Below are 7,218 nucleotides of genomic sequence, written 5' to 3' on the forward strand. Positions count from 1 at the left end.
ACCCTCGTACTGGATGTACTCGGGTCTGGGCCCGGTGCGGCGAGAGTGCGTGCATGGCGTCGCGGGGCAGGCGGGAATTTGACGACAGGGCCTAGTCGCGGGTGGTTTGTGGCCGGGCGCGCCCACGCGGCGGAGCCGCACGGTGTCACAGCCCCGCGCCTGCTACTGGGCGCCCAGTCGGACCGTGAACCTTGTCGCCCCCGGACGGCTCTCCAGCGCGACCGTGCCGCCGTGGGCCTCCACCACGGCCGCCACGATGGACAGCCCCAGGCCCGCGCCACCGCCCGCTCCCCCGGTGCGGCGGCGGTCGGCTCTGGTGAAGCGTTCGAAGACGCCGGGCTGGACGTCCTCCGGGACGCCCGGACCGTCGTCGTGGACCGTCAGGACGGCCGTCTTGGCGTCGGTCTCCAGGGACACCGTGACCTTGGTGCCAACGGGCGTGTGCCAACGGGCGTTGGCCAACAGGTTGGCCAACACTTGTTGGAGACGGTGGGCGTCGCCCGTCACCGTGACCGGTTCCTCCGGGAGTTCCAGCATCCAGCGGTGGTCGGGGCCCGCGGCGCGGGCGTCGGTGACCGAGTCGAGGACGAGGTGCGTGAGGTCGACGGGGAGGCGCTCCAACGGGCGGCCCGCGTCGAGACGGGCGAGCAGGAGCAGGTCGTCGACCATCTCGCCCATCCGCGCCGACTCGGCGGCGATGCGTTCGAGGGCCCGGGTGACCTTGGGCGGCACCGGGTCCGGGTGCAGCAGCGCCAGCTCGGCGTGGCCGCGAACCGAGGCGACCGGCGTGCGCAGCTCATGGCTGGCGTCGGCCGCGAAGCTGCGCAGCCGTTCCTCGCTCGCGTGCCGCTTGGTCAGCGCGTCCTCGACATGGCCGAGCATCCTGTTGAAGGCGCCGGCGACGCGGCCCACCTCGCTGCGCGGGTCCTGCTCGGGCGCGCGCGGCGGCAGCGCCACCTCACCGCTGGCGAGCGGCAGCTCGCTGACCCGGGTCGCGGTCGCGGCGACCCGGCTCAGTGGGCGCAGCGACCAGCGCACCCACAGGGCTCCGGCGACTCCGGCGATCACGAGGGCCAGGCCGAAGACACAGCCGGCGACCAGTTCCAGGCGGTGCACGGCGGCCCGGACCGGTTCCATCGGCAGTCCGGCGATCAGGACGTCGCCGTCCAGTCCGCGCGCCGCCATCACGCGATAGTCGCCGAGTGCCGACAGGCAGACGGTGTGGGCGCGGCCGTCGGTGGGGATACCGGCGAGGGTCCGCCGGTCGGAGGTGGTCAAGGACACGTTCAGGTCGGTGATGTTCTGGCCGGAGGGCACGACCGCCGTGTTGGTGACGTCCCGGCCGACCAGCCGCGCGCCGAAGGTGCCGGTGCTCTGCCGCCTGGTGTCGCCGTTCTCGTCGCCGTCGCGGTCGGACTTCTTCACACCGGCCCCGTGCTCCAGGCTCGCGGGGAACCGCACCCCCACGTCGTGCAGCTGCTGGTCGAGGCGGCCGGTGAGGAAGCCGTTCAGTTCGTACACCGCGGCCACCCCGACGGCGGCGCAGCTGACGGCGAGCAGCACCAGGAGCCCGGCGGTGAGGCGGGCCCGCATCGTGCGCGGGAGCGGCAGCCTGCGTACGCCCGCCCGCACCCGTGGCCACCAGTGCCGACTCATCGTCCGACCACCGGCTTGATCACGTACCCGGCGCCCCGCACCGTGTGGATCATGGGCTCGCGGCCCGCGTCCACCTTTTTGCGCAGGTACGAGATGTACAGCTCCACGACATGGGCCTGGCCGCCGAAGTCGTAGGACCAGACACGGTCGAGGATCTGCGCCTTGCTGAGCACCCGGCGCGGGTTGCGCATCAGGAACCGCAGCAGTTCGAACTCGGTCGGCGACAGCTCGACCAGCTCGCCGCCCCGGGTCACCTCGCGGGCCTCCTCGTCCATCACGAGGTCGCCGACGGTCAGGTGCGGGCCCTCGTCCAGTTGCCGGGCCATGCCCGCGCGGCGCAGCAGGCCGCGCAGCCGGGCGACGACCTCCTCCAGGCTGAACGGCTTGGTCACGTAGTCGTCGCCGCCCGCCGTGATGCCCGCGATGCGGTCCTCGACGGCGTCCCGCGCGGTGAGGAAGAGCACACAGACCTCGGGGTGCACGGTGCGCAGGGTGCGCAGCACGGCGAAGCCGTCGGTGTCCGGGAGCATCACGTCGAGGACGACGGCGTCCGGCATCAGCTCGCGCGCCTCGGTGACGGCCGAGGCCCCGTCGCCCGCCGTCCGGACCTCCCAGCCCTCGTAGCGCAGGGCTCCGGAGAGCACCTCGGCCAGGTCGGGGTCGTCGTCGACGACGAGGACCCGTACGGGAGTGCCGTCGGGTCGGGTGAGCGCGGGCAGGCCGGTGCCTCGGGAGCGGGGAGTGTTCATGTCGTCGTTCAGGATCGCCCCTCGCCGGAGGTGGCAGCACCCCCGCCGGCCTCTGAGTTTCCTCTGAGTAGGCCACAGGTGCCGCTCTCTGTTTCCTGTGATTCCGCGACGAAGGCGCCCATTCAGAGGCTGCTCAGAAGTTACCGAAGCACAGTTTCCTCCCGGACAGCCGGAAGGACGGACATATGACCACGGTATATGAGCGGACAGCGGTCCCTCGCCCGTCACGCGGACGCCGACGACCGCGCCCCTCGCCCGCCGGGCCCCTGCTGGCCCTGCTGTGGGCCGGGGCCGGCGCGGTCGTCGCCCTGTGGTGGTACGACACGCGGTCGGTGGTGGGCCTCGCCGGGTGGCTGACGGACGCCGGGCGGATCGCCGGGCTGCTGTGCGGCTACAGCTGCGCGGTGCTCGTGGCGCTGATGGCCCGGGTGCCCCTGCTGGAGCGGCGGATCGGCTCCGACCGGGTGGCCCGCTGGCACGCCATGGCCGGCCGGTACACGGTCTGCCTGCTGGTGGCGCATGTCACGCTGATCCTCTTCGGGTACGCCGCCCAGGACGGGGCGGGCATCGTGCACGAGACGCTGAGCGTGGTGTTCGACTACCCGGACATGCTCAAGGCCACGACCGGCACCGTCATCCTCTTCGCCGTAGGGATCACCTCGGCGCGCGCGGCCCGCCGCCGGATCAGCCACGAGTTCTGGTACTACGTGCACCTGCTGACGTACGCGGCCGTGTTCCTCACCTTCTTCCACCAGCTCGCGCTGGGCTCGGACTTCGTCGGCAACACCGCCGCCCAGGCCGCCTGGTACGTGCTCTACCTCGGCACGGCCGCCCTGGTCGTCTGGCACCGGCTGCTCACCCCGGTACGGCTCAACCTGCGCCACAAGCTGCGTGTGGAGTCCGTGCACCGCGAGGCGCCCGGCGTCTTCTCCATCGTCGTCCGCGGGGAACGGCTGGACGAGCTGAACGCCCAGGCAGGGCAGTTCTTCCGCTGGCGGTTCCTCTCCGACGGGATGCGGTGGACCTCGACGCCGTACTCGCTGTCGGCCCCGCCGCGCCCCGACGTGATGCGGATCACCGTGAAGGCGCTCGGCGACCACAGTGCCGCCGTGGGGCTGCTGCGGCCCGGCACCCGGGTGTGGGCGGAGGGCCCCTACGGCGCGCTGACCGCCGAGCGGCACACCGGACGCAAGGCGCTGCTGATCGCCGGCGGCGTCGGCATCACACCGCTGCGCGCCCTGTTCGAGATGCTGCCGGGCGCGCCCGGCGACGTGACGCTGCTCTACCGGGCGAGCACGGCCGAGGACCTCGCGCTCGGCGCCGAGCTGGAGGCGATAGCGCAGTGGCGTGGGGCGCGCGTCCTGTACGCGGTCAACGGCGCCGACGGGACACGTCCGCGGTTCACCGCCGATTCCCTGCGGGAGGCCGTGCCCGACCTCACTGCGCATGACGTCTATCTGTGCGGTCCACCCGCCATGGCGCGGGACCTGTACCGGGCACTGCGCGCGGCCGGGGTCCCCGACCGCCGTATCCACCACGAGTCGTTCGAGCTGTGAGGTCACCTTGCACGCCCTGAAGAAGCACCGTCCGCTGCGCCGCGTGACGCTGGCGGCGGCCACCACCGTCACCGGTTTCGTCCTGCTGCTGTCGCTCAAGCCGCACACCCCGCCGACCGTGGCGCAGGCGTCGTCCTCCGCCGGACAGTCAGCGTCACAGTCGCCGACCCAGTCACCTTCACCCGGAAGCTCTTCCGGAAGCTCATCGGGAGGCTCGTCGGGAGGCTCGTCCGGGAGCGCGAAGAGCACGGGCACCAAGACCGTCACCGGTGACACGATCCAGACCCGCTGGGGCCCCGTCCAGGTGCGCGTCACGCTGAAGAACGGCAAGATCACCGATGTGACCGCGGTCTCCTATCCCACGGACAACCCGCGGGACCAGGAGATCAACAGTTACGCCATTCCCCAGCTCAGGAGGGAGGCGCTGGCCGCGCAGAGCGCCCAGATCGACTCCGTCTCGGGGGCCTCGTACACCAGCGACGGATACAAGCAGTCCCTCCAATCGGCACTGGACTCGGCAGGCCTCTGAACGCAAGGCCGTCGGGGCCCGTATCTCTGGGCCAGGGGGCCTCTCCCCTAGCCCCGTCCCCACGGACGACCACGGAGGAACCGTGTCCACGATCGCCGGTGGCCGCGCCGCGCGGCGCCAGACCTTGCGCCGTATTCGCCCACGACGCTCCCCCGCCGTCCCACTGCTGCTCGCCGTCGGGGCGGGCGCGGCCGGGGTCGTCTGGCTGTGGTGGAGCAACACCCCGTCCATCGCCGACGACAACAGCAGGATCCTCAACGCGGGCCGGATCACCGGACTGCTCGCGGGGTATCTGATGGCGCTGGTGGTGCTGCAGATGGCCCGGGTGCCCGCCCTGGAGCGCCGGGTGGGCTCGGACCGGGTGGCGCGCTGGCACGCCATGAGCGGCCGGTACACGATCTGCCTGGTCCTCGCGCACCTCGTGCTGATCATGTGGGGCTACGCGCTGCAGGCCGGCAAGAGCTTCGGCGACATCGTCCAGCAGACCATCGACTCGATCAACCAGCTGCCCGACATGGGCAAGGCGGCGATCGGCACCGGTCTGCTGTTCCTGATCGGCCTGCTCTCCATGGGCCCGGTGCGCCGCAGGATGGGCTACGACACCTGGTACCACATCCACCTGCTCACCTACGCCGCCGTCTTCCTGACGTTCTGGCACCAGCTGTCCACGGGCAACGAGTTCGCCGTCGAGCCGACCGCCAAGACGGTCTGGTACGGGCTGTACGGGTCGGTGACGGCCCTGGTGATCTGGTACCGCATCCTCTCGCCGATCCGGTTGAACCTGAAGCACCGGATGCGGGTCGAGGCCGTGATCGAGGAGACCCCCGGGATCGTCTCGGTGCTGATCAGCGGGCGCAAGCTGCACCGCATGGGCGCCGAGGCCGGGCAGTTCTTCCGCTGGCGCTTCCTGGCGCCGGGCATGCGGCTCAGCTCCCACCCGTACTCGCTGTCGGCGGCGCCCCGCCCCAACATGCTGCGCATCACGGTGAAGGCGATCGGCGACCACAGCTCGGCGCTGCGCGACCTGCAGCCCGGCACCCGGGTCTGGGCCGAGGGCCCGTACGGGGCGCTGACGGCGGGCAAGCGCAGCCGCGGCAAGGTGCTGCTGGTGGCGGGCGGGGTCGGCATCACTCCGATGCGGGCGCTGTTCGAGACGCTGCCCGGCGCGGCGGGCGACCTGACGCTGCTCTACCGGGCCAACACCACCCAGGACCTGGCCCTGTGGGACGAGCTGGCGGCGATCGCCGAGGAGCGCGGGGCCCGGCTGATGTACGCGGTGAACAGTCCCGAGGGCGAGCGCCCGGACATCTCGGCGGAGACCCTGAGCCGCAAGCTGCCGGACATCGACCGCCACGACGTCTTCATGTGCGGGCCGCCCGGCTTCGCGCAGCAGGTCTACGAAGCACTGCGCGGCGCGGGGGTTCCCGCCCGCCGCATCCATCACGAGTCGTTCGAGATGTGAGCGACGGGAGTCAGGAGCGATGAAGAAGAGCCACCCCTTGCGGCGTGTCGTGCTGGCCGGCGCCGCCACCGTGTCCGGAATCGTCCTGCTGCTGTCGCTGAAGCCCGCCTCCGATCCGGCGTCCGCGTCGGCACAGGGTGCCGCGCCCCAGCAGTCGGTGGCGGGTCAGGAGTCGCCCCAGGGCGGCAGCGCGCAGCAGTCGTCCACGGGGGCCCAGACGGTCACCGGCGACGTCGCGCAGACCCAGTACGGGCCGGTCCAGGTCCGTATCACCGTCAGCGGCGGAAAGATCACCAAGTCCGAGGTCGTCCAGATTCCCAGCGGCGGACGCAGCACCGAGGTCAGCAACGCCTCCGTGCCCAAGCTGAACCAGGAGGCCGTCGCCGCGGGCAGCGCGAACATCGACGCGGTGTCGGGCGCCAGTTACACGAGCGCCGGATACAAGAAGTCGCTGCAGTCGGCCCTCGACAAGGCCAAGGCGAGCGGCAGCGGTTCCTCGGGGGCCACCGGATCGACCGGGTCCGCGGGTGCGGGCTCCTCCGGTTCCGCCGGCTCCTCGTCGTCCCAGGCGCCCGCCGCACAGGCCAAGACGGTCACCGGAAGCGTCGCCCAGACCCAGTACGGGCCCGTCCAGGTCCGTATCACCGTCAGCGGCGGAAAGATCACCAAGTCCGAGGCCGTACAGGCGCCCAAGGGCGGGCTGAGCGACCAGAAGACCGCGATGGCCGTGCCCAAGCTCAACCAGGAGGCGGTCGCGGCCGGGAACGCGACCATCGACGCCGTCTCCGGTGCCACCTACACCAGCACCGGTTACAAGCAGTCCCTGCAGTCGGCCCTGGACAAGGCCGGTGGCTGACCCGGACCAGGAGCCGTCCGCCCTGCGGCACGCGGAAGAGGTCATGGGCACCGTCTTCTCCTTCGACGTGCGCGGCGGCGAACCCACGGCCGTGCGGACCGCGTTGGAGGAGGCGGTCACCCAACTCCACCGGGTGGACGAGGTGTTCAGCACCTATCGGGAGGACAGCCAGATCTCGCGCCTCGCGCGCGGTGAGCTGACGGTCGAGGAGTGCGATCCGGAGGTCGCCGAGGTGCTCGGCCTGTGCGCCGAGGCGGAGCGGGTCAGCGACGGCTGGTTCAGCTCGACGTACGAGGGCCGGCTCGACCCGACGGGCTCCACCGCAGTCCTCGGCGGCCCCGCGCCTTACTGGCAGAGCTACGGCTACGACGCCCTCGGCAACCGCAAAACCCAGGTCAACCACGCGACAA

Annotated in this window: 7 protein-coding genes; 5 read left to right on the forward strand and 2 right to left on the reverse strand. The window is 71.6% G+C overall.

Annotated elements, in window-relative coordinates; genetic code table 11:
- Positions 1–162: 162 nt before the first annotated feature.
- Both ABZ656_RS54855 and ABZ656_RS54860 read right to left on the reverse strand, forming a co-directional pair.
- Positions 163–1,656, reverse strand: a complete 1,494-nt coding sequence (locus ABZ656_RS54855; protein WP_101406186.1) for a HAMP domain-containing sensor histidine kinase — start codon at positions 1,654–1,656, stop codon at positions 163–165.
- On the reverse strand, positions 1,653–2,405 hold the full coding sequence (locus ABZ656_RS54860) for a response regulator transcription factor (protein ID WP_101406185.1): 753 nt from the start codon (positions 2,403–2,405) through the stop codon (positions 1,653–1,655). The genes ABZ656_RS54855 and ABZ656_RS54860 overlap by 4 nt, the downstream gene beginning before the upstream one ends.
- A 185-nt stretch (positions 2,406–2,590) precedes the next feature.
- Here ABZ656_RS54860 and ABZ656_RS54865 point away from each other — a divergent pair, with 185 nt between their 5' ends.
- The 5 genes from ABZ656_RS54865 to ABZ656_RS54885 form a co-directional block, all read left to right on the forward strand.
- Positions 2,591–3,961 (forward strand): ferredoxin reductase family protein, encoded by a 1,371-nt coding sequence (locus ABZ656_RS54865; protein ID WP_360279803.1) that lies wholly within the window; start codon positions 2,591–2,593, stop codon positions 3,959–3,961.
- 7 nt (positions 3,962–3,968) lie between these two features.
- The gene (locus tag ABZ656_RS54870; RefSeq protein ID WP_360279806.1) at positions 3,969–4,490 is read left to right on the forward strand and encodes an FMN-binding protein; all 522 of its coding nucleotides are present in this window, start codon (positions 3,969–3,971) and stop codon (positions 4,488–4,490) included.
- 82 nt (positions 4,491–4,572) lie between these two features.
- Positions 4,573–5,952 (forward strand): ferredoxin reductase family protein, encoded by a 1,380-nt coding sequence (locus tag ABZ656_RS54875; RefSeq protein ID WP_360279809.1) that lies wholly within the window; start codon positions 4,573–4,575, stop codon positions 5,950–5,952.
- 19 nt (positions 5,953–5,971) lie between these two features.
- Positions 5,972–6,808, forward strand: coding sequence for an FMN-binding protein (locus ABZ656_RS54880; RefSeq protein ID WP_101406182.1), 837 nt, complete (start codon positions 5,972–5,974; stop codon positions 6,806–6,808).
- Positions 6,801–7,218 (forward strand): FAD:protein FMN transferase (locus tag ABZ656_RS54885; RefSeq protein ID WP_360279812.1); only part of this gene is annotated, 418 nt, incomplete at its 3' end. The genes ABZ656_RS54880 and ABZ656_RS54885, both read left to right, overlap by 8 nt.

This window comes from Streptomyces sp. NPDC007095, from assembly GCF_040634475.1.
Taxonomy (GTDB): Bacteria; Actinomycetota; Actinomycetes; order Streptomycetales; family Streptomycetaceae; genus Streptomyces.